Origin of the sequence: Streptomyces longwoodensis (assembly GCF_001514125.1) — a bacterium.
Lineage (GTDB): Bacteria > Actinomycetota > Actinomycetes > Streptomycetales > Streptomycetaceae > Streptomyces > Streptomyces longwoodensis.
Window position 1 is genome coordinate 569,508 of the sequence record NZ_KQ948553.1, and the last position, 25,387, is coordinate 594,894.

General features: G+C 72.0%; 24 protein-coding genes. 16 read left to right on the forward strand and 8 right to left on the reverse strand.

Annotation, left to right across the window (positions count from 1 at the left end):
• The first annotated feature begins 313 nt into the window (after nucleotides 1–313).
• The 7 genes from AQJ30_RS17705 (at nucleotide 314) to pstB (ending at nucleotide 8,779) form a co-directional block, all read left to right on the forward strand.
• A complete protein-coding gene (locus tag AQJ30_RS17705) occupies nucleotides 314–2,545 on the forward strand; it encodes an RNA degradosome polyphosphate kinase (protein ID WP_067234637.1) in 2,232 nt (743 codons plus the stop codon).
• Nucleotides 2,526–3,857, forward strand: coding sequence for a CHAD domain-containing protein (locus tag AQJ30_RS17710; RefSeq protein WP_067234640.1), 1,332 nt, complete (start codon nucleotides 2,526–2,528; stop codon nucleotides 3,855–3,857). Before AQJ30_RS17705 ends, AQJ30_RS17710 begins: the two co-directional genes overlap by 20 nt.
• Before the next feature lie 52 nt (nucleotides 3,858–3,909).
• Nucleotides 3,910–4,377 (forward strand): NUDIX hydrolase, encoded by a 468-nt coding sequence (locus AQJ30_RS17715; protein ID WP_067234642.1) that lies wholly within the window; start codon nucleotides 3,910–3,912, stop codon nucleotides 4,375–4,377.
• Between the two features lie 232 nt (nucleotides 4,378–4,609).
• Entirely contained in the window at nucleotides 4,610–5,743 is a 1,134-nt protein-coding gene (pstS, locus tag AQJ30_RS17720) for a phosphate ABC transporter substrate-binding protein PstS (RefSeq protein WP_067234645.1), read from the forward strand.
• 126 nt (nucleotides 5,744–5,869) lie between these two features.
• Complete coding sequence (pstC, locus tag AQJ30_RS17725; RefSeq protein ID WP_067234647.1) at nucleotides 5,870–6,880, forward strand: phosphate ABC transporter permease subunit PstC; 1,011 nt, start codon at nucleotides 5,870–5,872, stop codon at nucleotides 6,878–6,880.
• The gene (gene pstA, locus AQJ30_RS17730) at nucleotides 6,877–7,929 is read left to right on the forward strand and encodes a phosphate ABC transporter permease PstA (RefSeq protein WP_067234649.1); all 1,053 of its coding nucleotides are present in this window, start codon (nucleotides 6,877–6,879) and stop codon (nucleotides 7,927–7,929) included. Before pstC ends, pstA begins: the two co-directional genes overlap by 4 nt.
• A 73-nt stretch (nucleotides 7,930–8,002) precedes the next feature.
• The gene (gene pstB / locus AQJ30_RS17735; protein ID WP_067234651.1) at nucleotides 8,003–8,779 is read left to right on the forward strand and encodes a phosphate ABC transporter ATP-binding protein PstB; all 777 of its coding nucleotides are present in this window, start codon (nucleotides 8,003–8,005) and stop codon (nucleotides 8,777–8,779) included.
• A 172-nt stretch (nucleotides 8,780–8,951) separates the two neighbouring features.
• Here the strand turns inward: pstB and AQJ30_RS17740 are convergent, their stop codons facing one another.
• Together AQJ30_RS17740 and AQJ30_RS17745 are read right to left on the reverse strand one after the other, a co-directional pair.
• Nucleotides 8,952–9,950, reverse strand: a complete 999-nt coding sequence (locus AQJ30_RS17740) for an inorganic phosphate transporter (protein WP_067234654.1) — start codon at nucleotides 9,948–9,950, stop codon at nucleotides 8,952–8,954.
• An 8-nt stretch (nucleotides 9,951–9,958) separates the two neighbouring features.
• Nucleotides 9,959–10,579 carry a DUF47 domain-containing protein gene (locus AQJ30_RS17745; protein WP_067234655.1) on the reverse strand — a complete coding sequence of 207 codons (621 nt, stop codon included), beginning with the start codon at nucleotides 10,577–10,579 and terminating at the stop codon, nucleotides 9,959–9,961.
• Between the two features lie 206 nt (nucleotides 10,580–10,785).
• Between AQJ30_RS17745 and AQJ30_RS17750 the strand changes: the two genes are divergently transcribed.
• Nucleotides 10,786–11,151, forward strand: a complete 366-nt coding sequence (locus tag AQJ30_RS17750; RefSeq protein ID WP_067234658.1) for a metal-sensitive transcriptional regulator — start codon at nucleotides 10,786–10,788, stop codon at nucleotides 11,149–11,151.
• Nucleotides 11,152–11,260: 109 nt separating this feature from the next.
• Here the strand turns inward: AQJ30_RS17750 and AQJ30_RS38735 are convergent, their stop codons facing one another.
• Nucleotides 11,261–11,437 carry a hypothetical protein gene (locus tag AQJ30_RS38735; RefSeq protein ID WP_168375120.1) on the reverse strand — a complete coding sequence of 59 codons (177 nt, stop codon included), beginning with the start codon at nucleotides 11,435–11,437 and terminating at the stop codon, nucleotides 11,261–11,263.
• 133 nt (nucleotides 11,438–11,570) lie between these two features.
• Nucleotides 11,571–12,428, reverse strand: a complete 858-nt coding sequence (locus tag AQJ30_RS17755) for an SCO4651 family lipoprotein (RefSeq protein WP_067234661.1) — start codon at nucleotides 12,426–12,428, stop codon at nucleotides 11,571–11,573.
• A 175-nt stretch (nucleotides 12,429–12,603) separates the two neighbouring features.
• On the opposite strand from AQJ30_RS17755, the gene AQJ30_RS17760 reads away from it, so the two are divergent.
• Both AQJ30_RS17760 and AQJ30_RS17765 read left to right on the forward strand, forming a co-directional pair.
• Nucleotides 12,604–12,786 carry a hypothetical protein gene (locus AQJ30_RS17760; protein ID WP_067234664.1) on the forward strand — a complete coding sequence of 61 codons (183 nt, stop codon included), beginning with the start codon at nucleotides 12,604–12,606 and terminating at the stop codon, nucleotides 12,784–12,786.
• 96 nt (nucleotides 12,787–12,882) lie between these two features.
• Entirely contained in the window at nucleotides 12,883–14,463 is a 1,581-nt protein-coding gene (locus AQJ30_RS17765) for an FAD-binding oxidoreductase (RefSeq protein ID WP_067234666.1), read from the forward strand.
• A 27-nt stretch (nucleotides 14,464–14,490) separates the two neighbouring features.
• On the opposite strand, the gene AQJ30_RS17770 is transcribed toward AQJ30_RS17765, so the two are convergent.
• The 3 genes from AQJ30_RS17770 to AQJ30_RS17780 form a co-directional block, all read right to left on the reverse strand.
• Complete coding sequence (locus AQJ30_RS17770; protein ID WP_067234668.1) at nucleotides 14,491–15,201, reverse strand: phosphatase PAP2 family protein; 711 nt, start codon at nucleotides 15,199–15,201, stop codon at nucleotides 14,491–14,493.
• Nucleotides 15,202–15,393: 192 nt separating this feature from the next.
• Nucleotides 15,394–16,401: a C40 family peptidase gene (locus AQJ30_RS17775; RefSeq protein ID WP_245726969.1), complete on the reverse strand. Its 1,008-nt coding sequence runs from the start codon at nucleotides 16,399–16,401 to the stop codon at nucleotides 15,394–15,396.
• Nucleotides 16,402–16,470: 69 nt separating this feature from the next.
• A complete protein-coding gene (locus AQJ30_RS17780; protein ID WP_067234670.1) occupies nucleotides 16,471–17,217 on the reverse strand; it encodes a trypsin-like serine peptidase in 747 nt (248 codons plus the stop codon).
• Between the two features lie 368 nt (nucleotides 17,218–17,585).
• Here AQJ30_RS17780 and AQJ30_RS17785 point away from each other — a divergent pair, with 368 nt between their 5' ends.
• From AQJ30_RS17785 to AQJ30_RS17810, 6 genes are all read left to right on the forward strand, one after another.
• Nucleotides 17,586–17,894: a hypothetical protein gene (locus AQJ30_RS17785; protein WP_014673544.1), complete on the forward strand. Its 309-nt coding sequence runs from the start codon at nucleotides 17,586–17,588 to the stop codon at nucleotides 17,892–17,894.
• Nucleotides 17,895–18,071: 177 nt separating this feature from the next.
• A complete protein-coding gene (locus AQJ30_RS17790) occupies nucleotides 18,072–18,935 on the forward strand; it encodes a DUF8175 domain-containg protein (protein WP_067234673.1) in 864 nt (287 codons plus the stop codon).
• Nucleotides 18,925–20,277: a hypothetical protein gene (locus AQJ30_RS17795; protein ID WP_067234675.1), complete on the forward strand. Its 1,353-nt coding sequence runs from the start codon at nucleotides 18,925–18,927 to the stop codon at nucleotides 20,275–20,277. Before AQJ30_RS17790 ends, AQJ30_RS17795 begins: the two co-directional genes overlap by 11 nt.
• Nucleotides 20,274–21,833, forward strand: coding sequence for an SCO6880 family protein (locus AQJ30_RS17800; RefSeq protein ID WP_067234678.1), 1,560 nt, complete (start codon nucleotides 20,274–20,276; stop codon nucleotides 21,831–21,833). The genes AQJ30_RS17795 and AQJ30_RS17800 overlap by 4 nt, the downstream gene beginning before the upstream one ends.
• Nucleotides 21,834–21,840: 7 nt before the next feature.
• Nucleotides 21,841–23,256 carry an ATP-binding protein gene (locus tag AQJ30_RS17805; protein WP_067234681.1) on the forward strand — a complete coding sequence of 472 codons (1,416 nt, stop codon included), beginning with the start codon at nucleotides 21,841–21,843 and terminating at the stop codon, nucleotides 23,254–23,256.
• A 54-nt stretch (nucleotides 23,257–23,310) separates the two neighbouring features.
• Nucleotides 23,311–24,771, forward strand: coding sequence for a type IV secretory system conjugative DNA transfer family protein (locus tag AQJ30_RS17810; protein ID WP_067234683.1), 1,461 nt, complete (start codon nucleotides 23,311–23,313; stop codon nucleotides 24,769–24,771).
• 3 nt (nucleotides 24,772–24,774) lie between these two features.
• Here AQJ30_RS17810 and AQJ30_RS17815 read toward each other — a convergent pair whose 3' ends face one another.
• Nucleotides 24,775–25,329 (reverse strand): GNAT family N-acetyltransferase, encoded by a 555-nt coding sequence (locus AQJ30_RS17815; protein ID WP_067234685.1) that lies wholly within the window; start codon nucleotides 25,327–25,329, stop codon nucleotides 24,775–24,777.
• Nucleotides 25,330–25,387: the final 58 nt, after the last annotated feature.

Sequence of the window (25,387 nt, forward strand, 5' to 3'; positions counted from 1 at the left end):
CGCGGGGAGGCCGCGGCGCGGTACCACCGGCGTCGTCCACGCCCTGCACCCCCCGCGCGTACGCACGCGTGACCCACGACCGGGACGCCACGCGTGCGTACGCGCCCCACGACCCCCACGAACCCCCGCGGGACCCTCCCCGCTATCCCGCACGTCATGTCTCCGTAACCGGTGATTCAGACGACCTTGCGACGCTCGGCCAATGAACGCCGCCGTGCCCGAGCCCTCGCCGCCCCCCGACGGGACCGCCGCCGTGCTCCCGCCCGCGCGTTCCGACGCGCCTGTCCCGCTCGTAGCGCGGAACAATGAATCCATGAGCCAGCAGAACTCCCAGGCCAAGGTCCAGCACGCGCAGCCCTCCGTGGGCTCCATCGCCGCGCACCGCCCGCACACCGTGGCCGCCGTGGTCTCCGATCTGGAACCCGACCTCGACGCGGACCTCGACGCGTACGAGGACACCGTGGTGGACGGCGTCCAGCTGCCGCAGGGTCGTTTCCTCGACCGGGAGCGCAGCTGGCTCGCGTTCAACGAGCGGGTCCTGGAGCTCGCCGAGGACCCCGACACCCCCCTGTTGGAGCGGGCGAACTTCCTCGCCATCTTCGCCAGCAACCTCGACGAGTTCTTCATGGTCCGGGTGGCCGGCCTGAAGCGCCGCATCGCCACCGGTGTCGCCACCCGCTCCGCGTCCGGCCTCCAGCCGCGCGAGGTGCTGGAGATGATCTGGGCCCGCTCGCGCGAGCTGATGGCCCGGCACGCCGCGTGCTACCACGAGGACGTCGCCCCCGCACTCGCGGAGGAGGGCATCCACCTGGTCCGCTGGAGCGAGCTGGCCGAGAAGGAGCAGGCGCGGCTGTTCACGCTGTTCCGGCACCAGATCTTCCCGGTCCTGACCCCCCTCGCGGTCGACCCGGCGCACCCCTTCCCGTACATATCGGGCCTGTCGCTGAACCTCGCGGTGGTCGTGCGCAATCCGGTCAGCGGCCACAAGCACTTCGCGCGCGTGAAGGTGCCGCCGCTGCTGTCCCGGTTCCTGGAGAGCTCCCCGGGCCGCTACGTCCCCATCGAGGACGTCATCGGCGCGCACCTGGAGGAGCTGTTCCCGGGCATGGAGGTGCTGGAGCACCACGCGTTCCGGCTCACCCGCAACGAGGACCTCGAGGTCGAGGAGGATGACGCGGAGAACCTGCTCCAGGCGCTGGAGAAGGAGCTCATGCGGCGCCGCTTCGGGCCGCCGGTGCGCCTGGAGGTCGAGGAGTCCATCGACCGCGAGGTGCTGGACCTGCTGGTGCGCGAGCTGAAGATCTCCGAGGCGGAGGTCTACCCGCTGCCCGGCCCGCTCGACCTGACCGGCCTGTTCCGCATCCACGGCCTGGACCGGCCCGAGCTGAAGTACCCCCGGTTCATCGCCGGCACCCACCGTGACCTGGCCGAGGTCGAGTCGGCGTCCGCGCCGGACATCTTCGCCGCGCTGCGCCAGCGGGACGTGCTGCTGCACCACCCGTACGACTCGTTCTCCACGTCCGTGCAGGCCTTCCTGGAGCAGGCGGCGGCCGACCCGGACGTGCTGGCCATCAAGCAGACCCTGTACCGCACCTCCGGCGACTCCCCGATCGTCGACGCGCTGATCGACGCGGCCGAGGCCGGCAAGCAGGTCCTGGTGCTGGTGGAGATCAAGGCCCGCTTCGACGAGCACGCCAACATCAAGTGGGCGCGCAAGCTGGAGGAGGCCGGCTGCCACGTCGTCTACGGCCTGGTCGGGCTGAAGACGCACTGCAAGCTGTCCCTCGTGGTCCGCCAGGAGGGCGAGACGCTGCGCCGCTACTGCCACGTCGGCACCGGCAACTACCACCCCAAGACGGCCCGGCTCTACGAGGACCTCGGGCTGCTCACCGCCGACCCGCAGGTCGGCGCGGACCTGTCCGACCTGTTCAACCGGCTCTCCGGGTACTCGCGCCGCGAGACCTACCGCCGGCTGCTGGTCGCCCCCAAGTCCCTGCGCGACGGCCTGGTCTCGCGGATCAACGCCGAGGCCCAGCACCACCGCGCGGGCCGCCCGGCGTTCATCCGCATCAAGGTCAACTCGATGGTCGACGAGGCGGTCATCGACGCCCTGTACCGCGCGTCGCAGGCGGGCGTGCCGGTCGACGTCTGGGTGCGCGGCATCTGCGCGGTACGCCCGGGGGTCGCGGGCCTGTCGGAGAACATCCGGGTCCGCTCGATCCTCGGCCGCTTCCTGGAGCACTCGCGGGTCTTCGCCTTCGGCAACGGCGGCGAGCCCGAGGTGTGGATCGGCAGCGCCGACATGATGCACCGCAACCTCGACCGCCGCATCGAGGCGCTCGTGCGGGTCGTCGACCCGGGCCACCGCGCCGCGCTCAACCGGCTGCTGGAGACCGGCATGTCCGACGCCACCGCGTCCTGGCACCTGGGCGCGGACGGCGAGTGGACCCGGCACGCGACCGATGCGGACGGCGCGCCCCTGCGCAACGTCCAGGAGATGCTCATAGACGCCCGGAGGCGCCGGCGTGGCACAGCGACACCATGACCTGACGGACTCCGCGGCCGGGGCTCCGGTGACGGGGGACGCCCTCGCGGGCTACCTCCGCGCCCGGGCCACGGAGTTCCTCCGCGCGCTGCGGCTGCAGCGCGCGGGCGGGTCCCACGGGGGGACCGACGAGGCGGCCGAGGCGGCGCGCGCCCTGCGCCGCTCGGCCCGCCGCATCAGCGGCAGCCTGCACACCTTCCGGGCCCTCCTGGACGCCGACTGGTCGGAGGAGATCCGCCCCGAGCTGGCCTGGCTGTCGGGGACGCTGGCCCTGGAGCACGCGTACGAGGCCCGGCTGGAGCGGCTGCTGCTGGCGCTCCAGCGGCTGTCGGGCGCGACGGCGGTCCCCGGGCAGGGAGCGGGCGGGGGCGCCCCCCTGCCCGGGACGGCCGCCCTCCCCGACCCGGCCGAGGCGTCCACCGCGCCCCGGACCGCCCCCGGCACGGCCCACCCACCGGCCACCTCCCGCACCGCCGGAAGTCCTGCGGCCGCCTCCCGCACTGCCGGGGGCGCGCCGGTCACCTCCCGCGCCACGGGGAACGGGGCCGTCACCTCCCGGGCCACCGGGAGCACGTCCGCCGCGTCCCGTGCCGCGGGCGCACCGGCCGACTCCCGCGCCACGGGCACCGCCACCGCCTCCCCCGGGCCCGTGGCCACCGCGCCCGCCCCCGGCCCCCTGGTCGAGCGCGGGAACCTCACCGTCGGCGCCGCCAAGGCCGGCGCCCTGCTCGACCGCCAGCTCACGCTCGCCCGCACCCGCGCCCACTCCACGGCGCTGCAGGCGCTGGGCTCTTCCCGCTTCCACGCCGTCGCGGACAAGGTCGCCGTCCTGGCCAGCGAGGTCCCGCTGACCCCGGACGCCCCCGGCACCGACCTGGTGCCGCTCGCCACGGCCGCCGAGGAGCGGCTCACCGACGCGGTCGCCGCGCTGCCCCTGGTCACCGCGGGCCACCCGTACAACGCCGAGGCGCTGGTCCACGGCCTGTCCCCGGACACCGCCCCGCACCCGCAGGACGCGCCCTGGCACCAGGTACGGCTGCTGCTGCGCCTGCACCGGTACGCGCTGGAGGTGCTGCACGACGGCGACTGCCCGCCCGACGCGCGCCTGATCGCCGCGGGCGAGGCCCTGGACCGGCACCGGGACGCCTCGGAGGCGGCGGCCGCCGCGGCCCAGGCGGCCCGCACCCCCCGGATCGCGCCCGCGACGGCGTACGCCCTCGGGGTGCTGCACGCCGACCAGCGGCACGAGGTGGAGGCGGCCCGGTACGCGTTCCAGCGGGCCTGGCAGAGACCCGCCGTCACCACAGCCTGACCCCTACTCCCCTTCCCGTCCCCTTCGCCCTCCCTGAGGCGGTGACCCCACGGTGAGCTCCCCGAAGGACCCTCAGTACCCCCAGGGCGCGTACGGCCCGGAGGACCCCGGCGACACCCCCGTCCTGGCGGCCGGCTGCGTCCTGTGGCGCCGGTCCGCCACGGGCGGCAGCCTGGAGGTGTGCCTGGTCCACCGGCCGAAATACGACGACTGGTCCCACCCCAAGGGCAAGCTTAAGCGGGGGGAGGACGCGCTCGCGGGCGCGCTGCGCGAGGTGGTCGAGGAGACCGGCTACACGGCCGTGCCCGGCGCCGAGCTGCCCACGCTGCGCTACCGGGCCCAGGGCCGCCCCAAAGAGGTCCGCTACTGGGCCGCCGAGGCGGGAGCAGGCGGTTTCGTACCGAACCTGGAGGTCGACCGGGTGCTGTGGCTGCCGCCGGCGTCCGCCCGCGCCCGGCTCACCCAGCCCAGGGACCGCGACCTCGTCGACGCGCTCATGGAGTCCCTGCGGTCCGCCTGACGGGCCGGGAACCGGGACCGCGCCGTGTCCTCGGCGTAAGCCTTCCGTGACCTAACCGCACCGTCCACCAGGGTTCACCGCGCGTTCATTTACGCCCATAGGCGCCTTCACCTGTTCTGCCTAATTTCGGCCTTACCCGGTGCGGACCGCGACCTGTGGGTCGCATCCGCGCAACCCAGACTTTCGCACGCCGCCGGATCAGGACGGCGGCTCCTGGAAGGAATCACCCTCAGTGAAGCTTCAGCGCATGAACCGGCGGGCCCTCACCCTCGGTGCTCTCGCCGTCTCCGGCGCCCTGGCCCTCACGGCGTGCGGCTCGGACGACACCGGCTCCAGCGGTGACAGCAGCAGCTCCGCCTCCGCCACCACCGCGGCCGGCTCCATCAAGTGCGACGACGCCAAGGGCCAGCTCCTGGCCGACGGCTCCTCCGCGCAGAAGAACGCGATCGACGCCTGGGTCAAGAACTTCACCCAGGCGTGCAACGGCGTCCAGATCAACTACAAGGGTTCGGGTTCGGGCGCCGGCATCACCGCCTTCACCCAGGGCCAGGTCGCGTTCGCCGGCTCGGACTCCGCGCTGAAGCCCGAAGAGGTCACCGCCTCCAAGCAGGTCTGCTCCGGCGGCCAGGGCATCGACCTGCCGATGGTGGCCGGCCCGATCGCCGTCGCCGTCAACATCTCCGGCGTGGACAGCCTCACCCTCGACGCCCCCACGATCGCCAAGATCTTCGACGGCAAGATCACCAAGTGGAACGACGCGGCGATCAAGAAGCTGAACCCGAGCGCCAAGCTGCCCGACCTGAAGATCCAGGCGTTCCACCGCTCGGACGAGTCCGGCACCACGGACAACTTCACCAAGTACCTGATCGCCGCCGCCCCGAACGACTGGAAGTACTCCGGCGGCAAGGCCTGGCAGGCCAAGGGCGGCCAGGCGGCGCAGGGCTCCTCCGGTGTCGCCCAGGGCGTCAAGCAGACCAACGGCGCGATCGGCTACATGGAGCTGTCGTACGCCAAGGACGGTCTGAAGACGGTCGACATCGACACGGGCGCCTCCGCCCCGGTCAAGGCCTCCTCCGACGGCGCCACCAAGGCCGTCGCCGCCGCCCAGGTCGTCGGCACCGGCAGCGACCTGTCGCTGAAGCTCGACTACACCACCAAGGCCGACGGCGCCTACCCGATCACCCTCGTCACCTACGAGATCGTGTGCGACAAGGGCAACAAGTCCGCCACCCTGCCCGGCACCAAGGCGTTCCTGAACTACATCGCCTCGCAGGAGGGCCAGTCGATCCTCTCCGGCATCGACTACGCCCCGATGCCCGACGCGATCATCTCCAAGGTCCGCAGCACTGTCGCGAGCCTGAGCTGAACTGAAGGCGCGGTCCGGACCGGCTGACCCGGTCCGGGCCGTGCCGTCCGGTGCACCGCCGCCAGGGGCCGCCGAGCACGGCCCCGCCCGGGCCGCCGCGAGCGGCTCCGCAGACCGGAGAACCCCATGGACATATCGACACAGAAGACAGACGAAGCCCCACCCCCCACCACGCTGCCGACCCCGACCGAGCAGAAGCGCGCCGCGCGGGGCGCCACCCGCCCCGGTGACCGCATCTTCCTCGGCCTCTCGCGCGGCTCGGGCATCCTGCTGCTGGCCGTCATGGCCGCGATCGCGATCTTCCTGACCTACCGTGCCTCGCTGGCCATCAGCAAGGACGAGGCCAACTTCCTGACCACCTTCGAGTGGAACACGAGCCTCGTGCCGCCGAAGTTCGGCATCGCCGTCCTGGCGTTCGGCACGGTCGTGTCCTCCGTCATCGCCATGGTCATCGCGGTCCCGATCGCCGTCGCCATCGCGCTGTTCCTCACCCACTACGCCCCCCGCCGGCTGAGCGGCCCGATCGCCTACGTGATCGACCTGCTCGCCGCGGTGCCGTCCATCGTGTACGGCCTGTGGGGCGCCCTGATCCTGGTACCGCACATGGACGGCCTCTTCGGCTGGCTGAACGACTACCTGGGCTGGACCGGGGTCTTCAGCTGGGAGGAGGGCGCGCCGCGCTCGATGCTCACCGTGGGCATCCTGCTGGCGATCATGATCCTGCCGATCATCACCAACGTCAGCCGCGAGGTCTTCCGCCAGGTCCCGCGGATGCACGAGGAGGCCGCGCTCGCCCTGGGCGCCACCCGCTGGGAAGTGGTCCGCATGTCGGTCCTGCCCTTCGGCCGCTCCGGCGTGATCTCCGCCTCGATGCTCGGCCTCGGCCGGGCGCTCGGCGAGACGATGGCCGTGGCCACCGTGCTCTCCCCGGACTTCGACATCCACGCCAGCCTGCTCAACCCGGGCGGCGGCACCTTCGCCCAGAACATCGCCAGCAAGTTCAACGAGGCGAACGAGTTCGGCCGGGACGCGCTGATCGCCTCCGGTCTGGTCCTCTTCGTGATCACCCTGCTGGTCAACGGCGCGGCGCGCTGGATCATCTCCCGCCGCAAGGAGTACTCGGGGGCCAACGCATGAGCCACGCAGCCATCGCCGACAAGCGCCCCAGCTCCCTGCGCGGCGCCAGCCTGCCGAAGTGGACCCCCTGGGCCATCGCCGCCGGGTCCGTCGCGCTGGGCCTCGGCATCAGCGCCGCCGCCGGCCTCGACAGCAAGATCCAGTGGGCCCTGATGGCCGGGGTCCTGTTCGTTGTCGGCACCTACGCCATCGCCGCCCGCGTCGAGGGCCGGCGCCAGGCCAAGGACCGGGTCGCGACCAGCTTCGTCTGGGTCGCGTTCCTGCTCGCGGTGATCCCGCTCCTGTCGCTGGTGTGGGCGACCGTGCAGCGCGGTCTGAAGGTCCTCGACGTCTACTTCCTCACCCACTCCATGGGCGTCGTCGCCGACTTCGAGGCCGGCGGCGGCATCTACCACGCCATCATCGGCAGCCTGGAGCAGGTCGGCCTCGCCACCCTGATCGGCGCCCCGATCGGTGTGCTCACCGCGATCTACCTGGTGGAGTACGGCCGGGGCAACCTGGCCCGTGCGGTCACCTTCTTCGTCGACGTGATGACCGGCATCCCGTCGATCGTCGCCGGCCTGTTCATCCTCAGCCTGATGCTGATGTGGGACATGCAGCCCTTCGGCTTCGCCGGGTCCCTCGCGCTCGCGATCCTGATGATGCCGGTGGTCGTGCGCTCCACGGAGGAGATGCTCAAGCTCGTCCCGAACGAGCTGCGTGAGGCGTCCCTCGCACTGGGCGTGCCCAAGTGGCGCACCATCCTGAAGGTGGTCCTGCCGACCTCGATCGGCGGCATCACCACGGGCATCATGCTGGCGATCGCCCGTATCGCCGGTGAGACCGCCCCGGTCCTGCTGCTGGTGTTCGGCAACCCGTTCATCAACAACAACCCCTTCGAGGGCGCCCAGGCGTCGCTGCCGCTGTTCATCTACCAGCAGTACTCGCAGAGCGCCGGTTCGACGGCGGCGTACGACCGGGCCTGGGCCGCGTCCCTGACGCTGATCGCGTTCGTGATGATCCTCAACCTGGCGGCCCGCGGCATCGCCCGCTGGAAGGCCCCGCGCTAACCCTCCGCGGCTACCGCCGCGCGGCCGGTCGCTGACGGCGACCCCAAGGCGACTATCTGGAAGTGAAGAAGCAATGGCCAAGCGAATCGACGTCAGCGGGCTGACCGCCTACTACGGATCCCACAAGGCGATCGAGGACATCTCGATGACCATCGAGCCCCGCTCGGTGACCGCCTTCATCGGCCCCTCGGGCTGCGGCAAGTCGACGTTCCTGCGCACGCTCAACCGCATGCACGAGGTCACGCCGGGCGGCCGGGTCGAGGGCAAGGTGCTGCTGGACGACGAGGACCTGTACGGACACGGCATCGACCCGGTGTCGGTGCGCCGTGAGGTCGGCATGGTGTTCCAGCGCCCGAACCCGTTCCCCACCATGTCGATCTTCGACAACGTGGCCGCGGGCCTGCGCCTGAACGGCAAGTACAAGAAGTCGGAGCTGTCCGACGTGGTCGAGAAGTCCCTCAAGGGCGCGAACCTCTGGAACGAGGTCAAGGACCGCCTGAACAAGCCGGGCTCCGGTCTCTCCGGCGGTCAGCAGCAGCGGCTGTGCATCGCCCGGGCGATCGCGGTGGAGCCGGACGTCCTGCTCATGGACGAGCCCTGCTCGGCCCTGGACCCGATCTCCACGCTCGCCATCGAGGACCTCATCGGCGAGCTGAAGGAGCGGTTCACGATCGTCATCGTGACGCACAACATGCAGCAGGCGGCCCGGGTCTCGGACCGCACCGCGTTCTTCAACCTGGCCGCGGTCGGCCAGCCCGGCAAGCTCATCGAGATCGACGAGACGGAGCGCATCTTCTCCAACCCGTCGGTCCAGGCGACCGAGGACTACATCTCGGGCCGCTTCGGCTGACCGGGCCGTCCCGGTTCGCCGGGCCGACCCGATGGACCCCTCGCGGTGCTGCATGGCGGTGCCACCGCGAGGACGCAAAGGGCCCGCCCCTGGCTCCCGGGGGCGGGCCCGCTGCTGTTCCGAAACGTTTCCTCGGGTGTGTGAGCCGGTGGGGAAACGAACCCGGCGGCGCCTACAGCACCGCCAGCTTCACCACCCCGTAGGCCAGCGCGGCGACGACCCCCGCGGCCGGCATCGTGATGAACCAGCCCAGCACGATGTTCTTGGCGACGCCCCAGCGCACCGCGTTGACCCGCTTCGTCGCACCCACGCCCATGATCGCCGAGGTGATGACGTGCGTCGTGGAGATCGGCGCCTTGAACAGGAACGCGGTCGTGAACATGATCGACGCGCCGGTCGTCTCCGCCGCGAACCCCTGCGGCGGGTCCAGCTCGATGATCTTGCGCCCCAGCGTCCGCATGATCCGCCAGCCGCCGGCGTAGGTGCCCAGCGACAGCATCAGGGCGCACACGAGCTTGACCCACACCGGGATCGGGTCGCCGTAGTCCTCGACGTCGGCGATGACCAGGGCCATCACCACGATGCCCATGGTCTTCTGCGCGTCCTGCAGACCGTGCCCCAGCGCCATGCCGGCCGCGGACACCGTCTGCGCGATGCGGAAGCCCCGCTTGGCCTTGTGCGGGTTGGACCGCCGGAAGAGCCACAGGATCGCGGTCATCACCAGGTAGCCGACGACCAGGCCGACCACCGGCGAGATGAACATCGGCAGGACGACCTTGTCCAGCACGCCGCTCCAGTACACGGTGGTGCCGCCCGCGAGCGCCGCCCCGACCATGCCGCCGAACAGCGCGTGGGACGAGGAGGAGGGCAGCCCGAAGTACCAGGTGACGAGGTTCCAGGTGATCGCACCCACCAGCGCCGAGAACAGGATCGCCATTCCCGTCGAGCCCTCGGGTGTCTGGATCAGCCCCTCACTGACGGTCTTGGCGACCCCGGACCCGAGGAACGCGCCGGCGAGGTTCATCACGGCCGCCATCGCCAGCGCGGCCCGCGGCGTGAGCGCCCGGGTCGACACCGACGTGGCGATCGCGTTCGCCGAGTCGTGGAAGCCGTTGGTATAGGTGAAGAAGAGCGCGACCATGATGGTCACGACCAGAGCGAAGGTGTCCATGGAGGGGCTCAGGACTCCTTGACGGCGATGGTCTCCACCGTGTTCGCCACGTGCTCGAACGCGTCGGCCGCTTCCTCCAGGACGTCCACGATCTGCTTCAGCTTCAGCACCTCGATCGCGTCGTACTTGCCGTTGAAGAGCTGGGCCAGCAGCTTGCGGTGGATCTGGTCGGCCTGGTTCTCCAGCCGGTTGACCTCGATCCAGTACTCGGTGAGGTTCGTCATGGTCCGCAGGTTCGGCATCGCCTCCGCCGTGAGCTCGGCGGCCCGGGCCAGGACCTCGATCTGCTGCTCCACGCCCCGCGGCAGTTCCTCGACGTTGTAGAGGACGACCAGGTCGACGGCCTCCTCCATGAAGTCCATGATGTCGTCGAGGGACGAGGCCAGGGAGTAGATGTCCTCCCGGTCGAACGGCGTGATGAACGAGGAGTTCAGCTGGTGGAAGATCGCGTGCGTGGCGTCGTCGCCCGCGTGTTCGGCCGCCCTCATGCGTTCCGCGATCTCGGCCCGGGCGGACGCGTCCGCTCCGAGCAGTTCCATCAGGAGTTTGGAGCCCGTGACGATGTTGTCCGCGGATGCGGCGAACATGTCGTAGAAGCTCGTCTCCCTGGGGGTCAGACGAAAGCGCACGTGGGGTCCTCGGGGTGCATCGGTTTCGGTCAGGGTGATGCTAAGCGCATCATCCGGCCACGGCTAAGGGGCCGTCCCCCAGTGTCGCCCATGAGGCAGAGTGATCAGCACAGGGGCGACCAAGGGTCCTGTACCCGCCAAAGTTGGCTACCATATACCCGGCAGGGGTATATATCGCCCGCCACCATCCGAAACGGGAGGACGCGATGACGACGACCGAGGCCGGCGCGACCCCGGCGCCCTCCCCCGAGGCCGGCGCGGACGCGGTGGTCACCGACCACGACCGCGGGGTGCACGGCTACCACCACCAGAAGGACGAGCACCTCAAGCGGCTGCGCCGCATCGAGGGCCAGATCCGCGGCCTGCAGCGGATGGTCGACGAGGACGTCTACTGCATCGACATACTCACGCAGGTCTCCGCGTCCACGAAGGCCCTGCAGTCCTTCGCGCTCCAGCTCCTCGAGGAGCACCTGCGGCACTGCGTCGCCGACGCCGCCCTCAAGGGCGGGGGCGAGATCGACGCGAAGGTCGAGGAGGCCACAAAGGCGATCGGGCGCCTCCTGCGCACCTGACCGCGCCCGCCCGCACGGCCGGCCCGGGGTCGCCTTTCGGCCACGGCCGCGCGGCGCACCTCACTCGCACCCGGCGTCCGGGCCCGCCCGGACACGTCGCCGGCAGACGTCACTCCCGTCCGGCGGTCTCCCGCTCCTCGGCCACCCGGAGCACCTCGTCGATGCTCTCCAGGCTGAGCCGTTCCTCGGCCGCCGACGCCGCGATGATCAGCTCCCCGCACAGTTCGATCTCGGCGAGGGCCACGTGGTCCTGCACCGCCGTACCGCCGCCCGGAGCCACGCGCATCACCTCGTCCCTGCCGTCACCGGCTTCCTAGAGTAGGGAGCGGGCCACACACCGCGCATGGCACGGACGGGCTAGTTCACGGCGTAGTCACCGCCTACCGCGCCCCGCGTACGCAGGCCGTGCCACGGGGTCGCTACTCCTCGGCGACCCGCCCCGCGTAGATGTCGCGCGACGCCGGCAGCCGTACGTCCACGGGGGCGCCGAAGCCGTAGAGCAGGGTCGTCGAGGCGACCGCGACCGCCCGTCCGTGCTGGCCGTTGACGAAGCTGAACCGGTAGCGGACCTTGCGGATGCGGCCCTGGTCGTCGAGGTAGGCGTCGAACGGCACCCGTGCCGTGGCGAACCCTTTCGCCGCCGCGGCCAGCGACGCCCGGTTCCCGCCGGTCGCGTTCCGCGCGGCCACCGTCAGGTCGGCCGTGCCGCGGTAGTGCCGCACCGCGGTCCCGGCCAGCTCGGTGCGCCCCAGGTACGCCGCCGTGCGCGTGCCGCGCAGCACCTCGGCCGCGGCGAGCGGATCGGTCGCCCCGCCGGTGACCAGGTTGCCGTCCGACAGCGACGCCGTCTCCACCCGCACCCACTTGTCGGCGGGCACCCCGGCACCCCGGTTCTTCATGAACAGCGCCTCCGGCGTGAGGAGTTCGGTGATCGGACGGTGCCGGCTCTCGCCCGCGGGGTCCTGCGGGAGCACCACCTTCAGCCGGCCGAGCCGGTGGCGGTAGTCGTAGACCCCCTCCCCGCGGATGGTCACCCGGGTCCCGCCGGTGGCCATCTCCATCGAGGTGCGCGCCTGGGAGCTGCCGGCGCCGACCAGGGTGTCGGCGGCCCGGTGCAGCGTCCCGACCGGGTCGGTGGTGGCCCTGCCGCCCTCGGGGCCCCGCCCGCCCTCGGCGGCCGCCCCGCTGCCCGCGCACCCGGCGGTCCCCGCGCAGACCGAGGCCACGAGCCCCGCGACGGCCACCGCACCCGCCCACCTGTGCTGTCGCTGTGCCATCGCTGCCTACCCCCAGCCGGTCACGTCCGTCACGGGCGCCCTGTCGTCCGGTTAACGAGGTGCGGGGGCCACCGTCACGCGCGGCCGGGGCGTGCGCAGGGCGTGCGCGGGGGCGCCCGGAAAGCGGTGCGCGCGGCGGGGAAAGCCTTTGCCGAGCGTGGGTACCTTAGTCGTCGTGACGCAGCAGGACGGACCCAAGGCTCCCCCCGCACCCGGGGAGCACCGCACCGACACCGTCGAGCAAGGCCGCTTCTGTTTCGCCCGCTGCGCCTGCGGCTGGCGCGGCCCCGCCCGCCGGGCGAGGAGCCTGGCGCGCACGGACGCCCGGGGACACGCCGCGGACGGCTGGAACCCCTGAGGCCCCGCCGCCGTCTCGCTCCATGAGGCGCGGTCCCGCCGGTCGACGGGCCCGTGCAGGACGGCGCCCCCGGGCGCCCCACACCAGGGACGGACCATGGAACGGCGTACGTTCATAGGCGGCGCCGCCGCGCTCACGGCGGCCGTGACCGCCGGGTGCAAGGGCGGCGACAGCAACGGCTCGGGCCCGGCGGGCGGCGGCACACCCGGGGGCTCCTCGTCCGCTTCCGCGGGCGGCATCACCGCGCTCACCGCGAGCGGGGCCACCGCCCCGGCCGACTGGACCGCGCTCGCCCACGACCTCGACGGTGCGCTGATCCGCCCCGGCGACGCCTCCTGGAAGACGGCCCACCAGCTGTACAACACCCGCTTCGACGGCCTGAAGCCCGCCGCCGTCGCCTACGTCGCCCACCCCGACGACATCCGTACGGCCCTGTCGTTCGCCCGCGCCCACGGCACCAAGGTCGCCATCCGCAACGGCGGCCACTCCTACGCCGGCTGGTCCTCGGGCGACGGACGGCTGATCGTCGACGTCTCCCGGCTCAGCCGGATCCGGGTCAGCGGCAGCGAGGCCGTCGTCGGCGCCGGCGCCAAACTCATCGACGTCTACCGGGCGCTGGCCGCCAAGGGCGTGACGATCCCGGCCGGCTCCTGCCCCACGGTCGGCGTCTCCGGCCTGGTCCTCGGCGGCGGCCACGGCGTGGTCTCCCGGGCCTACGGCCTGACCTGCGACAGCCTCACCCAGGCCACGCTGATCACCGCGGACGGCAAGCAGCTCGTGGCCAATGCCACCCAGAACAAGGACCTGTTCTGGGCGCTGCGCGGCGCGGGCAACGGCACCTTCGGCGTCGTCACCGAGCTGCGCTTCCGCACCCACCCCGCCCCGCAGGCGGTCACCGGGTACCTCACCTGGCCCTGGTCGCGGGCGGCCGCGGTGGTGCGGGCCTGGCAGGAGTGGGGTCCGTCCCAGCCCGACGAGATCTGGTCCTCGCTGCACCTGGAGAACACCCCGGGCGGCACGCCCAAGGTGTCGGTCGCGGCCTTCGGCATCGGCACCTACGGCCAGCTCCAGAACGCCGTGGACCGCCTCGCCGACCGCGTGGGCGCCCCGGCGACCAGTGTCTCCCTGCGCCGCCGCTCCTACGAGCAGGCCATGGAGGCCTACGCCGGCTGCTCCTCGTTCGCCTCCGACGCCCAGTGCCACCTGCCGGGATCGACCCCGGGCCGCTCCCCGCAGGGCGCGCTGGGCCGGGAGACGTACGCGGCCCGCTCCGACTTCTTCGACCACTCACTGTCGGCGGCCGGGATCCAGGCGCTGCTCGCCCAGGTCAAGCAGGTGCGCGGCGGGGGCGGCAGCATCGCGCTCACCGCGCTGGGCGGCGCCGTGAACCGGGTCGCGCCGACCGCGACGGCCTTCGTGCACCGCCGGTCGCGGATGCTGGCCCAGTACCTGGTGTCCTGGAAGGCGGGCACGGCCGGCACGTCGGCGCAGTCCTGGCTGGCGTCGGCGCACGGCGCGATGAAGCCGTACGCGTCGGGTGCGGCGTACCAGAACTACACGGACCCGACCCTGACGGACTGGAAGAAGGCCTACTACGGCGACGCGGCCGCCCGGCTGACGCAGCTGAAGAAGCAGTACGACCCGAACCGCTTCTTCACCTTCCCGCAAGCTCTGTAGGCCCTGTGGGCGCTCGGGGGGCGCCGCTCAGGCCGCCAGGTCCCGGTCCTCGGCCGTGGCCTCGCGCCGGGCGCCCGCGACCACGGCGTCGTGGGTGGCGAGGCGGGCCGAGCGGCTGCGCACCAGCCCGCCGACGCGCGGGGACCGCTCGACGGCCTTGAGGAGCGGGGTGAGCAGCGCGGAGGCGAGCGGCGACAGCAGCAGCGCGACGGCCGTGCCGAGCGCGAACCCGCCCACCACGTCGGTCGGGTAGTGCACGCCCATGTACACGCGGCAGAAGCCCTCCAGCAGCGCCAGCCCTATGCCGACGAGCCCGAACCCGCGGTGGGCGACGAACAGCGCGACCGCCATGGCCATGGTGAGGGTGGCGTGGTCGCTGACGAAGGAGTAGTCGGTCTTGCCGGAGACCAGGACGTCGAGCCCCTGATGGGTGCGGAACGGCCGGGGCCGCTCGACGAAGCCGCGAATGGGCACGTTGACCAGGACGGCGATGCCGGCGGCCAGCGGCGCCCACACCAGGGCGGCCACCGACGAGGCGGCCTCCTCCCCGGAGCCGGCCCGCCGCCGCACGCCCGCCCAGCACCAGAGCACGAGCAGCACCATGGCGAGCAGCAGGCCGTACTCGCCGACGAACTCGACGACGCGGTCGAACCAGTGCGGCGCGTCCTTGGCCAGCCCGTTGATGTCGTAGAGCAGGTCGACGTCGGGGTTCGACCCGGATTCGGCGAGTCCAGCCATGGTGCGCGGCCCCTTCGTCGTGTTCCGCCCGGCACACGGTGCGCCGGCTCGCCCACCCCCGTGGTCGATGTCCTACGTCAACAGGAACGCACGGCCCCGCTTGATACGTTCCGCTCTCCACTGAATGATCACGCAGACGTTATCGAAGAGAGATACGTCGTCGCAGCTCAGAGCGGTCGGACTGAGCCTTTTTCAGACAGCTGTGGGCAACGCTTTCGCGCCGTCCTGGGTGACCCGGGTGGCCCCGAAGTAGTCCTTGGTGTCGATCGGGTCGAAGCGGATCACGGCGCCGGTGCGCGGCGCGTCGATCATGTAGCCGCCGCCGACGTAGATGCCCACGTGCCGGATGGCCCGGGAATTGGTCAGGTCGTCGGAGAAGAACACCAGGTCGCCGGGGAGCAGCTCGCCGCGCGAGGGGTGCGGCCCGGCGTTGTACTGGTCGTTGGCGACGCGCGGCAGCGTGATCCCGACGCTCTCGTAGGCGGCCTGGGTCAGCCCCGAGCAGTCGAAGCGCCCGCCCTGGCCGGCCGTTCCGGTGCCGCCCCACAGGTAGGGCGTGCCGAGCTTGGTCTGCGCGTAGGAGATGGCCCCCGCGGCCTGCTGGGTGGGACCGAGCCGGCCGACGGGCGCCGCGAAGGAGTCCTCGAGGGAGGTGATGATCCGGACGTAGTTCCGCGTCTCCTTGTACGGCGGCACGCCCCCGTACCGGATGACGGCGTCGGGGCCCGCGTTGTACGCGGCGAGCATGTTCTCGGTGATGTTCCCCGGCACGCTCTTGACGTAGGAGGCGAGCGAGCAGTCGTACGACGCGGCCGACGGGATGGCGTCGGCGGGGTCCCAGACGTCCCGGTCGCCGTCGCCGTCGCCGTCGACGCCGTGCGTGGCCCAGGTGCCCGGGATGAACTGCGCGATGCCCTGCGCCGCGGCGGCGCTCTGGGCGCGCGGGTTGAACCCGCTCTCCTGGTACAGCTGGGCGGCGAGCAGCGCCGGGTTGATGGCGGGGCACAGGTTGCCCCACTTCTGCACCGTGGCCTGGTAGGCGGCGGGCACGGACCCCTTGGCGAGGGCCCGGGTGCCGGAGCCGACCCCGTTCACCATGTTCCCGGCGACCATGTAGACGCCGACGACGAGCACCATCACGAAGGCGGCACCGGCGCCCACGGCGGCGGTCGCCACGATCCACGCCTTACGCACCGTCAACCGCCCCTCACCGTCCGGGAGTCCGCCTCGGTCAGTGTAGGGCCGGGGGCCTCACCTGGGAACGATCACTCACGGGTCGGCGGAGGCCTCCCGGTAGAGCGCGGCCGCCTCACGGCCGAGGACGACGCTGTAGGAGACGTCGGCGGTGGTGCCGCCCTGCTCGTGCCCGCCGAGCACCCCGACGACCTCGCCGTCGCCGTTCACCCAGGGGCTCCCGCTCGTCCCGCCGGTGAAGCCGGGACAGGTCAGGCGCTGTTGGGTGGCGCTGTGCGCGCGGGGCCGGTTGGAGCAGGTCACCGGCGCCTCGCGGGCGTTGGGGTAGCCGGTGAGGGTCACGGCGGTGGCGCCGACGGCCGTCCCGGCCACGAACCGGTACGCCCCGACGACGTCCTCCACCTCCCGCCCGCCCCGCGGGTCGAGCACGGCGAACGCGACGTCGCTGTCCTCGTCCTGCCCCGCGGCCCACCCGTCGGGCAGGAACTGCCGCCGCACGTGCCAGACCCCGTGGGGCGCCTTCCCGTCCCGGTAGCCCGGCACGAACACCAGGTCGGTCCCGTCGGCGCCCTCCAGGCAGTGCGCGGCCGTCACCACCAGGTCGTGGTGCGGGGAGTGCACGACGGACGCGGTGCAGAAGTGCCCGCCGGCCAGGCGTCCCGCCCGGTCGGCGCCGAACAGCGCCCCGATCCGCGCGAACGGGCGCCCGCCGGACGCCACGACGGTCGTCCCGAGGGGTCCGGGCCCGTCGTCGGCCGCGGCGGCGGAGGCGGAGGGCGCGGCCAGCAGCACGGCCGCCACGACCCAGGCGGTTCGCTTCATCGGAAGCACTGTGCCGCACGAAGGTGAGAGAACGAAGGTGAGAGAACCCTCGGACCGGACGGCGGAAGGGACCTGACGCCTCATGAGACCATCGAACGGCGGGGGCTCACCCGACCGGCCGTCAGAAAACGCGACGACCGTGAAGAGGGGTCAACGACGGAACCACACCACAGGTTCCGCCCAGATCTCGTTGCCCGGCGTGAACCTCCGTGATACACAGAGTAACCGTACGGTGGTATTCGTACGAATCCAGTCCATCAATGACGTCAAGTCGACATCCGACGGCGCCGTTGTCGGCGAGAATGAGGCGTGACCTCTGCACACCGGCAGGGGCCGTGCGGAACTACCCACCAGGGGCGGTGACTTACATGCTCTTTGCGGCCGACAAGGGAGACATCAACACCATCATCGGCGGGATCGCTCCGGACTGGGGCCCCTTCGGCAGCCTGGGCAACGAGGCCAAGGTGATGATCGAGGTCGTGATGGCGGTGGCCATCCTGCTCTGCCTCGGCATCGCGGTCTGGGGCGCGGCGAAGCAGCGCATCGGCGCCACGGCCCTGCGCGACACCTTCAGCGCCGAACAGGGCAAGGGCCTCATCATCGCCGGCCTCACGGGCGTCTTCATCATCGGATCGCTCGGCACCCTGTTCACCATCGTGTACGGCATGGCGGTGTAGCCCCTCCCGCGCACTCCGGGCGCGCCCGGCCCCCTCCACCCACCCACCCGTCGTGCCCACCGGCTGAGGTTGCGTTTCCCTGATGTCGAGTCACCACACCGCGCCCGCGCGGGAACCCGCACGGCTACCGTCGTACTACCACGCGTTCCGGTACGGCAACGAGGGGGCGTACAGGGCATGAGTCCCGGCGACGAACACGGCTACGGCGAGCCCGCCCGCGCCGGCGAGGACGGAGGGTACGTCTACGGCGGCGGAGGCGGCCAGACACGCCTGCGCGTCCCCGACAACGACCCCTACGGCGGCGCCCGGCGCGGCGGCCGCTCCTCCTCGCGCAGCCTGGTCACGGTGGTCGGCGTGGTCGTCCTCCTCATCGCGGCGATCGCCTTCGCGAACCGCGGCGGAGACGACGCCGCGACGTCGTCCGGCACGAACAGCTCCAACCCGAAGGCAGCACCCACGGCAGCCTCGGGGGCGAAGCCGGTGCGGACGAAGAACGGCGCGGGCATCCCGGCCGGCTTCGCCCGGAGCCAGGAGGGCGCCCAGTCGGCCGCGGCCAACTACGCCGTCGTGCTCGGCTCGACCGGCATGTTCCAGCCGGACACCCGGCACACCATCGTGGACGCCGTCTACACCGCCGACGCCGCCTCCCGGCTGCGGACGGCCCTCGACCAGGCGTACTCCGCCGACTTCCTCGCCAAGATGGGCCTCGACGCGGCCGGCAACGCCCCGCAGGGCAGCACCTTCGTCTCCCGCGTGATCCCGGCCGGCACCACCGTGCTCGCCTACAGCGACACGACCGCCCAGGTCTCGGTCTGGTACGTCGGCCTCATCGGCATGTCCGGCCAGAAGTCCACCGACCCGGTCACCACGTCCTGGAAGACCTGGACCTTCAGCCTGCGCTGGGCCGACGGCGACTGGAAGGTCGTCACCGACACCCAGACCGACGGCCCGTCCCCCGTCCCGGGCGACGACAAGGCGGCCACCTCCGACGAGATCAGCAAGGCCATCGAGACGTACGGAGGGTTCACGTATGCCCGGTAACCCCCGCCGCGTGCTGACGCTCGCCGGTGCCGTGACCGCCGTACAGACCACGGCCGTCCTGCTGGCCACCCGTGCCTCCGCGCTGCCCACGCCGGACCCGTCCCCCACGCCCACCGGCGGTCCGTCACCGTCCTCGAGCGTCGACTGCTCGCTGATCCCCGGCCAGGCCAAGAAGTACTGCGAAAAGGGCAACGGCACCTCGGGCACCACCAACCCCGGCGTCTCCGACACCCTCGACCCCCTGTCCTCGCTCGCGCGAGGCTGCGCCGACGCCGCCTCCTGGACCGTCGACAAGCTCAGCGAGGCCGTGAAGGAGACCGCGAACGTCGACTTCACCAACACCAAGTTCCTCCAGCAGTACGCCGTCGTCTTCGCCGCCTCGACGATCCTCACGCTCGTGCTGTGGCTCCTGGCCGTCGCCAAGCGCGCCGTCCGCGGCGTCCCCCTCACCACCGCGATCTCCGAGGCCATCGGCTTCCTCTGGCTGACCGTCCTCGCCTCCGCCTTCACCCCGCTGATCCTGTACACGGTCGTCTCCGCTACGGACGGCGTCAGCGAGGTCCTCGCGAAGGCCACCGGCGACCAGACCGACACGTTCTTCGGCACCTTCTCCGGCGCCCTCGCCAAGGGCCAGGACATCGGCGGCGGCCCGATCATGCTGATCGTGGTGTCCCTGGTCAGCATCCTCGCCGCCGGCGTCCTCTGGCTGGAGCTCGTCGTCCGCGCCGCCCTGCTCTACGTCGGCGCCCTCCTCGGCACCGTCGTCTACGCCGGCCTCGTCGACAAGAACCTCTGGGGCCACGTCCGCCGCTGGGCCGGCATCATGATCGCCGTCATCCTGGCCAAGCCGGTCATCGTGATCGTCCTCGGCCTGGCCGGCGCGCTGTCCTCCAACGACGGCCCCGGCGCGTTCTCCGCCGTCGTCTCCGGCCTCGCCATCATCCTGCTCGCCATCTTCGCCAGCGCGATGATCTACCGCTTCGTCCCCGGCTTCGGCGACGAGATCGCCAACTCCCGCAACAACCGCATCATGCAGGGCGCCGAGAACAAGGCCGCCGCGGTGATCTCCTCGCCCGCGTCCCTGGTCGCCCAGGGCATCAAGACCCACAGCACCCGCGCCGACAGCAACGGCGGCGGCTCGTCCGCGGGAGCGCCCCGCCCCGCCAACACCACCGCCGGCGGCATCGCCGCCCACAGCTCGCGCCCCGCCTCCGGCGGCGGGGGCGGCGGACCCGTCCCCTCCGCCGCACCCGCGCCCCGCGCGAGCAGCCCCGTCAACACCCCGCACGCCGGCAACAACCGCAACAGCAGTACCAACCGCACGGGAGGTGAAGGGCGTTGACGACCGAGTCCCACGTGTCCCATGCGGTCACGCCCCGCCGTACATATCTGATCGGCCGCGCCCGGCCGAACGCGATCATCGGCCGCAACCGCGAGACCGGTGAGATCGCGCTGATCGTCGCGGGCGCGTTCCTCGGCATGATGTGCGGGCTCCTCGTCCCCGTCCTCGCCCTGCGCATCGTGCTGCTCACCGGCTTCCCGCTGATCGCGCTCGCCGCGGTCTACGTGCCGTACAAGCACCGCACGTTCTACAAGTGGTTCGAGATCAACCGCAGCTACAAGCGCACCCTGCGCCGCGGCACCGTCTACCGCTCCGCCGCCATGGAGGCCGGCACCCGCCTCGACGGCCGCGAGGTCGAGGTCCCGCCGCCCCCCGGCATCGGCCGCATCAGCTGGCTGGCCGCACCCTTCGGCCCCGACGAGATCGCGGTCCTGCTGCACGCCGACCGCCGCACCGTCACCGCCGCCATCGAGATCGAGGGCCCCGGCGTCGGCCTGCGCGACAGCGAGGACCAGGAGGCCCTCGTCGACCGCTTCGGCACCCTGCTCAAGCACGTCGCCAACGGCGACGGCTTCGTCACCCGCCTGCAGATGCTCGCCCGCACCCTCCCCGCCGACCCCGACGCCCACGCCAAGGACGTCGCCCAGCGCGGCGACGACCGGTCCCCGGGCTGGCTGCAGCAGTCGTACGACCAGCTCCAGTCGATGGTGTCCACCAGCAGCGAGCAGCACCGCGCCTACCTCGTCGCCTGCATGCACTACTCCCGGGAGCTGGCCGCCGAGGCCCACGCCATGGCCCGCGCCGCGCGCCCGCAGAACGGCCGCAAGCTCGACCGCGACGCCGGCCTCGCCGTCGTCATGGCCCGCGAGCTCACCGACATCTGCTCGCGCCTGCAGGAGGCGGACATCCGCGTCCGCCAGCCCCTCGGCCAGGGCCGCCTCGCCTCGCTCATCCACTCCATGTACGACCCGGACCACCCCATCGACCACATCCAGGCGATGACCCGCCGCAACGCCTGGCCGGCCGAACTGGACGCCATGGAGCCCACCTACCTCCAGGCCAAGACCCGCGAGTCGGCCACCCGCCACCCCTGGTGCCACGCCACCGCCTGGGTCAAGGAGTGGCCGATGACCCCGGTAGGCGTGAACTTCCTCGCCCCGCTGCTGGTCCACACCCCGGACGTCATCCGGACGGTCGCCGTCACGATGGACCTCGAACCCACCGAGGTGGCCATCGAACGCATGCTGACCGAGAAGACCAACGACGAGGCCGAGGCGTCCCGCGCCGCCAAGATGAACCGCACCGTCGACCCCCGCGACGTCGCCGCGAACAGCCGCCTCGACCAGCGCGGCGAGGACCTGGCGAGCGGCGCGGCGGGCGTCAACCTGGTCGGCTACATCACGGTCTCCTCCCGCACCCCGGAGGCACTCGCCCGCGACAAGCGCACGATAAGGGCCTCGGCCGGCAAGTCGTACCTCAAGCTGGAGTGGTGCGACCGCGAGCACCACCGCGCCTTCGTGAACACCCTCCCGTTCGCCACCGGCATCCGAAGGTAGGGCACCCATGCGGGACCCCCTGTCGATCCTCACCGAAGCGTTCACGTCCTTCCTCTTCGGGAAGGTCGAGACCACGCGCCTCCCGGTGCGCACCTCCACGGGCCAGGCCCAGGCCGTCTACCTGCCCACGGCCGCCCCCGGCCTCGGCGACTCGGGCGTCATCATCGGCCGCGAGGTGTACTCCGGGAAGGGCTACATCTACGACCCCTTCCAGCTCTACGGCCAGCAGCTGCCGGCCCCCCACTGGCTGGTCCTGGGCGAGTCCGGCAACGGCAAGTCCGCCCTGGAGAAGACGTACGTCCTGCGCCAGCTGCGCTTCCGCGACCGCCAGGTCGTCGTCCTGGACGCCCAGGGCGAGGACGGCGTCGGCGAGTGGAACCTCATCGCCGAGGAGCTGGGGATAACCCCCATCCGCCTGGACCCCACGGCCGCCCTGAACCACGGGATCCGCCTCAACCCGCTCGACCCGTCGATCACCACGACCGGCCAGCTCGCGCTGCTCCGGACGATCATCGAGGTCGCCATGGGCCACGGCCTGGACGAACGCTCCGGCTTCGCCCTCAAGGTCGCCCACGCCTACGTCAACGAGACGATCGTCGACCGTCAGCCCGTCCTGACCGACATCGTCGACCAGCTCCGGCACCCCGAACCGGACTCGGCCGAGGCGATGAACGTCGCCCTGGACGACGTCCGCGCCTGGGGCCTGGACGTCGCCCTGGTCCTGGACCGCCTGGTCGACGGCGACCTCCGCGGCATGTTCGACGGCCCGACGACGGTCGGCATCGACCTCGACGCCCCGCTGATCGTGTTCGACCTGTCCCACATCGACCGCAACTCCATCGCCATGCCGATCCTCATGGCGATCGTCGGCGTGTGGCTGGAGCACACCTGGATCCGCCCCGACCGCAAGAAGCGCATCTTCCTGGTCGAGGAAGCCTGGCACATCATCAACAGCCCGTTCGTGGCCCAGCTGTTCCAGCGCCTGCTGAAGTTCGGCCGACGCCTCGGCCTGTCCTTCGTGGCGGTGGTCCACCACCTGTCCGACGTGGTCGACGGAGCGGCGGCGAAGGAGGCGGCGGCCATCCTGAAGATGGCCTCCACCAGAACCATCTACGCCCAGAAGGCCGACGAGGCCCGCGCGACCGGCCGCGTCCTGGGCCTGCCCCGCTGGGCGGTGGAGATCATCCCCACCCTCACCCCCGGCATCGCCGTGTGGGACGTCAACGGCAACGTCCAGGTGGTCAAACACCTGATCACCGAGACCGAACGCCCACTGGTCTTCACCGACCGCGCCATGACGGAGTCCTCCAGCGACCTCCTCCAGGGCGACGACGCCCTGCGGGCCGCCGAACTCGAGGCGGAACAGCGCGCGGCCGCCTTCGTGGAACAGCACCTGGGCGACTCCGAGTCGACGGTGGCGTAGGGACGAGCGGGCCCGCGGGAAAGAGCAGGGAAGGGCCCGGAGAGCGAGGAAGCCGTGAGACCGGTCGACGACGGCCCCGCCCGCCGGGGCACCCAGGGCGGTGTCCCCGACGGACTGCTGCTGGGCTTCCTCGCCTTCCTGCTCGGCATGACCCTGCTGGTCTGGACGGCCACCGGCCTGGCGGCCCTGTTCTCCCACGGCGCCTGGCCCGACGGTGTCACCTTCACCCACACCCCCCTGGCCATGCGCCACCTCATCGGCCGGCCGCACGACGTCCCGGGCGCCTGGCCCGACGCCCCCGCCGACGCCCTCTCCGGCTACGGCCTCTTCTGGGGCCTGCTCATCGGCCAGCTGATGATCCTGTTCGTCCTGACGGTGTTCACGATGGGCACGCTGGCGAGGTGGAGGGCGGTACGGGCGCGGAGGAAGCTGGGCCTGGAGCGCCCGCCGGAGCCGGTACCGCACCCCCGGCAGGAGGTCAGCGAGGTGGTCGCACCTCCGGCACCGATGCCGGTCGAGCAACCGGAGGAGCCGCCGGCCGCTCCTCCGTCCCAGGGCGAACCGGTGACCGGCTGGGACACCCACCGCGCCGAGGGCACGGTGCTCTACGCCCCCCGGGACGCCCGCGAGCTCACCGCGGCCCAGGCCGTCCGCGACGCCGAGGGCCCCGTCCTCGTCGTCACCTCCAACCCCGCCCTCTGGCAGTCCACCAAGGACGCCCGCGCCAAGCTGGGCCCCGTCCACGTCTACGACCCGGCCCACCTCTGCGACACCCCGGCCCGCCTGCACTGGTCCCCCACCACCGGCTGCGAGGACAAGAACACCGCGGCCCACCGGGCCACCGCCCTCCTCGCCCCCGTCCGCCCCGCCTCCCGGCTGGACCAGGCCGTCAGCGACACCGCCGAGACCCTGCTGCGCAGCTACCTGCACGCCGCCGCCGTGGACGGCCGCACCATCCGCCACGTCCACCGCTGGTCCCAGGGCAGCCAGGTGCAGGACGCCGTCCGCATCCTCCGCACGAACCCGAAGGCCGCCTCCGGCTCCGCCGGCGAACTGGAGGCCGCCCTCACCGCCCACCCGGAACGCCGGGACATCGCCCAGGAGCTGGCCACCCGCGCCCTGTCCGCGCTCACCATGGTCAACGTCCGTGAGGCCTGCACCCCGAACCGAACGGACGCCCTCGCACTGGATTCCTTCATCGACGAAGGGGGCAGCCTCTACGTAGTGGGTGAGTCCCTCGAGGACCCCCGGACGACGCCGGGCGCGATGCCGTTCCTCACGGCCCTCGCCGCAAGCGTGGTCGAGCACGGCCGGCGCATGGCCGAACGGTCATCCTCCGGTCGGCTCGACCCACCACTCACCCTCGTCCTGGACGACGTGGCCGCCGTGGCGCCCATCCCCCAGCTCCCGGCCCTGCTCACCACCGGCACCGACCGCGGCCTGCCGACCCTGGCCCTGCTGCGCTCCCGCGAACAGGCCCGGACCCGCTGGCCGCACGACGAACTCCCGGTGTGAGCCCTACGACCGCTCCAGCACGAACTCCAGCTCGGCCTCGTCGTCGCCGTGGCCCAACGGCACGGTCACCCCGCTGGGCACGAACCCGACCCGCCGGTACAGGGCCTGGGCGACGCCGTTCTCCTCGTGCACGATGAGCCGCACCCGCTCCACCCCGCTGTCCCAGGCCCAGCCCAGACCGGCGTCGAACAGCGCACGGCTGACGCCCCCGCCCCGCCACTGGGGGCGCACGTAGACCCCGACGACGTGCCCCTGCCGTCGCTCGACGGGAAACCCGGCCCAGTCGACGGTGCCGGCCTCCTCGACGAGCACGGTCAGCGTGCCCACCAGGTCCCCTCCGGGCGCCTCGGCCACGAACTGCCGTGCGCCGGGGGCCCCGTCGGCGGCCCCGGCCGCCCGCCCCTGCCAGAACTCGTCCGGCCGGGCGAGGGCTTCCTCGTACGTCTCCAGGAACGCCAGGTGCGCCACGGGGTCCTGCAGCGCGAACAGCCGGAGCTCCTTCACCGCCGGCCACTCCTCGGCACGCACGGTCCGCACGACGACGCCAGCCTTTGTCATGTCCCTAGTACTCACAGGCCCACGGTAGTACCGGACCCGGGACGGCTTCACCTCATAT

What these genes read in the sequence shown, in the direction of transcription:
- AQJ30_RS17705 (WP_067234637.1), top strand. Translation starts at nt 314, where the DNA reads ATGAGCCAGCAGAACTCCCAGGCCAAGGTCCAGCACGCGCAGCCCTCC.
- pstC (WP_067234647.1), top strand. Translation starts at nt 5,870, where the DNA reads ATGGACATATCGACACAGAAGACAGACGAAGCCCCACCCCCCACCACG.
- pstA (WP_067234649.1), top strand. Translation starts at nt 6,877, where the DNA reads ATGAGCCACGCAGCCATCGCCGACAAGCGCCCCAGCTCCCTGCGCGGC.
- pstB (WP_067234651.1), top strand. Translation starts at nt 8,003, where the DNA reads ATGGCCAAGCGAATCGACGTCAGCGGGCTGACCGCCTACTACGGATCC.
- AQJ30_RS17740 (WP_067234654.1), bottom strand. Translation starts at nt 9,950, where the DNA reads ATGGACACCTTCGCTCTGGTCGTGACCATCATGGTCGCGCTCTTCTTC.
- AQJ30_RS17750 (WP_067234658.1), top strand. Translation starts at nt 10,786, where the DNA reads ATGACGACGACCGAGGCCGGCGCGACCCCGGCGCCCTCCCCCGAGGCC.
- AQJ30_RS38735 (WP_168375120.1), bottom strand. Translation starts at nt 11,437, where the DNA reads ATGCGCGTGGCTCCGGGCGGCGGTACGGCGGTGCAGGACCACGTGGCC.
- AQJ30_RS17755 (WP_067234661.1), bottom strand. Translation starts at nt 12,428, where the DNA reads ATGGCACAGCGACAGCACAGGTGGGCGGGTGCGGTGGCCGTCGCGGGG.
- AQJ30_RS17765 (WP_067234666.1), top strand. Translation starts at nt 12,883, where the DNA reads ATGGAACGGCGTACGTTCATAGGCGGCGCCGCCGCGCTCACGGCGGCC.
- AQJ30_RS17770 (WP_067234668.1), bottom strand. Translation starts at nt 15,201, where the DNA reads ATGGCTGGACTCGCCGAATCCGGGTCGAACCCCGACGTCGACCTGCTC.
- AQJ30_RS17780 (WP_067234670.1), bottom strand. Translation starts at nt 17,217, where the DNA reads ATGAAGCGAACCGCCTGGGTCGTGGCGGCCGTGCTGCTGGCCGCGCCC.
- AQJ30_RS17785 (WP_014673544.1), top strand. Translation starts at nt 17,586, where the DNA reads ATGCTCTTTGCGGCCGACAAGGGAGACATCAACACCATCATCGGCGGG.
- AQJ30_RS17790 (WP_067234673.1), top strand. Translation starts at nt 18,072, where the DNA reads ATGAGTCCCGGCGACGAACACGGCTACGGCGAGCCCGCCCGCGCCGGC.
- AQJ30_RS17795 (WP_067234675.1), top strand. Translation starts at nt 18,925, where the DNA reads ATGCCCGGTAACCCCCGCCGCGTGCTGACGCTCGCCGGTGCCGTGACC.
- AQJ30_RS17805 (WP_067234681.1), top strand. Translation starts at nt 21,841, where the DNA reads ATGCGGGACCCCCTGTCGATCCTCACCGAAGCGTTCACGTCCTTCCTC.
- AQJ30_RS17815 (WP_067234685.1), bottom strand. Translation starts at nt 25,329, where the DNA reads ATGACAAAGGCTGGCGTCGTCGTGCGGACCGTGCGTGCCGAGGAGTGG.